Below are 2,047 nucleotides of genomic sequence, written 5' to 3' on the forward strand. Positions count from 1 at the left end.
CTCTCCGTTGAAAACAAAAAATCAAACAGACACAACCACACCCACCGGAAATAACGGCAAGAACGCGGCTGCACAAAATTCGAAACCAGCTGAAAACCAGACCACCACACACGGGGGTGCGCAGCAACCTGGCCATAATTTCAACCAATCAAAAAACAATCGGCATCAACAAACTTGGCACACTATTGAGTTCTCAAACAACAGACCCCCCAAAACATCACCCCGCACAGCGCACCACAAAAGCAGCACACCCAACAAGGCCATTGGAAAAGAAGAGTTATTTTTGGCCGCCTACCGAACCGTACACACCTTCCGGCTTTCCGTTTCGCACCCGGCGACTCAGAAAACAATACACGCCCCACACCCCCAACGCAAATCCACCCCAACAACCACCCAACACACCCCCAAAACCCCCGCCAGCCCGCCGTCGAACATTCCTTGAGAGGCGCGGCAATAAGCCAGTTACGATTCGCCTTCAGTCAAGAAAGTCAGGCATTCCGAAGTGGCGATGCAGACCATCGTCGAGGAATCGCATGATCGATGCGATCTTGTCGCCAGTCTGAGTTGGCTCAATCACCAAGAGTCCCCGGGCCCGGCCCTGCAGATAACAGACGAACGCCGGCCTGCCACCGGCAGTGACAGCAACCAGGGCGTAATTGCCGCCAGGCCTGCCGGCCGCACTGGCACGGAGGAAATTCCCGACGGCCTGCCGGCCCACGTAAAGTTCGCTGGCCGGGGGCATGGCAAGCCAGCATTGATCGGTGAGGAGCTCAAGGACGGAATCGACGTCGTCTCGCGAGAAAGCATCCGCAAACTTACGGGCTAAATCGTGGTGGCGTGCTCCGCTCGCAATTGACCTTGGAGAATGTCTGGCGGAGCGGGCGCGCTGAAGAAGACCCTTAGCCGCCGTCGGGCCTACCGCGAGCATCTCAGCAGCTTCAGCAACGGTGAAATCCAACACATCACAGAGGATCAACACTGCAGCCTGGCGCGGCGGCATCCGTTGAAGCGCAACAACAAACGCGAGCTCGACACTTTCGCGGGCAACCGCCTGCACAGCAGGATCAAGCTCATCGACCAATACATCGGGGTAAGGCTGCAAATGCGGTTGATCGAATCGGTCGTTCGGAGTTGGCGGCTCGAAGGGAGGTACGGGAGCAGAGCGAGGTCGGCGACTTTGTTCCCTTAGAGCATTGAGCGAGCGAGTAGTGGCAATCCGATAGAGCCAGGTCCGCAAGGACGATCGGCCGGCAAACCCAGGCAACCCTTTCCATGCCGCCAGCAAAACCTCCTGCAGAACGTCATCTGCATCATCCACAGATCCTGTAATTCTGTAGCAATGCAGATGAAGCTCCCGGCGAAAGGGTGCTACGAGCGAGGCAAAAGCCTCCTCATCGCCGGACCGGGCGGCCTCCAACTCGGCTGATGTCACGGTTCAATCTTGGCACGGACCCTTGAAGGCGTTCCGATCTGCTGCGAAGTGGTGTCTAAACAGGAGTATCCGCCTACGAAAGGAACCAGACCATGTCTGAAAAGCAAGCCAAAGCCGTCGAGATCGCAGTCGCCTACCACCGGGCCTGGACAACCGGCAACCTGGACTCAGCCATCAAGCACTTAGCCGAGGATGTCACCTGCCATGCACCGTCCGGCACCATGAACGGTAGTGCCGCTGTCAGGGCCTTCATGGAGCCCTTCGCTGCTACGCTCACAAAATCTGCACTTCTTGCGGCCTACGGGTCCGACGACGAAGCGATACTCATGTACGACACAGCCAATCGGGCAGTTCCGAGCGCACCGGGCGCGGAACTGTATCGCATTCACAACGATCAGATCGCCGAGATCCACATCATCTTCGATCGTCTGCCTTTCGCCTTGGCACGTGGCGACGTCGTGGGGACCTGAGCACCTGATGTGGTTGTTAGCAGTGGTTAAAGTGGGGAAGCCCCGACCGTGGTGGTCGGGGCTTCCCGTTAATTGTTGTCCGGCGGTGTCCTACTCTCCCACACCCTCCCGGGTGCAGTACCATCGGCGCTGTGGGTCTTAGCTT

General features: G+C 57.8%; 3 protein-coding genes. 2 read left to right on the forward strand and 1 reads right to left on the reverse strand.

The genetic code is table 11. From position 1 onward, the window contains the following. Positions 1-442, forward strand: a 442-nt coding sequence (locus KSW38_RS23255) for a hypothetical protein (RefSeq protein WP_216927796.1), incomplete at its 5' end; no start/stop codon positions are given. A gap of 33 nt (positions 443-475) precedes the next feature. Here KSW38_RS23255 and KSW38_RS23260 read toward each other — a convergent pair. Beyond that, positions 476-1,432, reverse strand: coding sequence for an RNA polymerase subunit sigma-70 (locus KSW38_RS23260; protein WP_216927798.1), 957 nt, complete (start codon positions 1,430-1,432; stop codon positions 476-478). A gap of 92 nt (positions 1,433-1,524) precedes the next feature. Here KSW38_RS23260 and KSW38_RS23265 point away from each other — a divergent pair, with 92 nt between their 5' ends. After that, the gene (locus KSW38_RS23265) at positions 1,525-1,902 is read left to right on the forward strand and encodes a nuclear transport factor 2 family protein (protein WP_216927800.1); all 378 of its coding nucleotides are present in this window, start codon (positions 1,525-1,527) and stop codon (positions 1,900-1,902) included. Positions 1,903-2,047 lie beyond the last annotated feature (145 nt).

This window comes from Paenarthrobacter aromaticivorans (assembly GCF_019038615.1).
GTDB lineage: Bacteria > Actinomycetota > Actinomycetes > Actinomycetales > Micrococcaceae > Arthrobacter > Arthrobacter aromaticivorans.

Excerpts from the sequence above, each read along its gene's own strand:
- KSW38_RS23265 (WP_216927800.1), top strand. The coding sequence starts at position 1,525 with ATGTCTGAAAAGCAAGCCAAAGCCGTCGAGATCGCAGTCGCCTACCAC.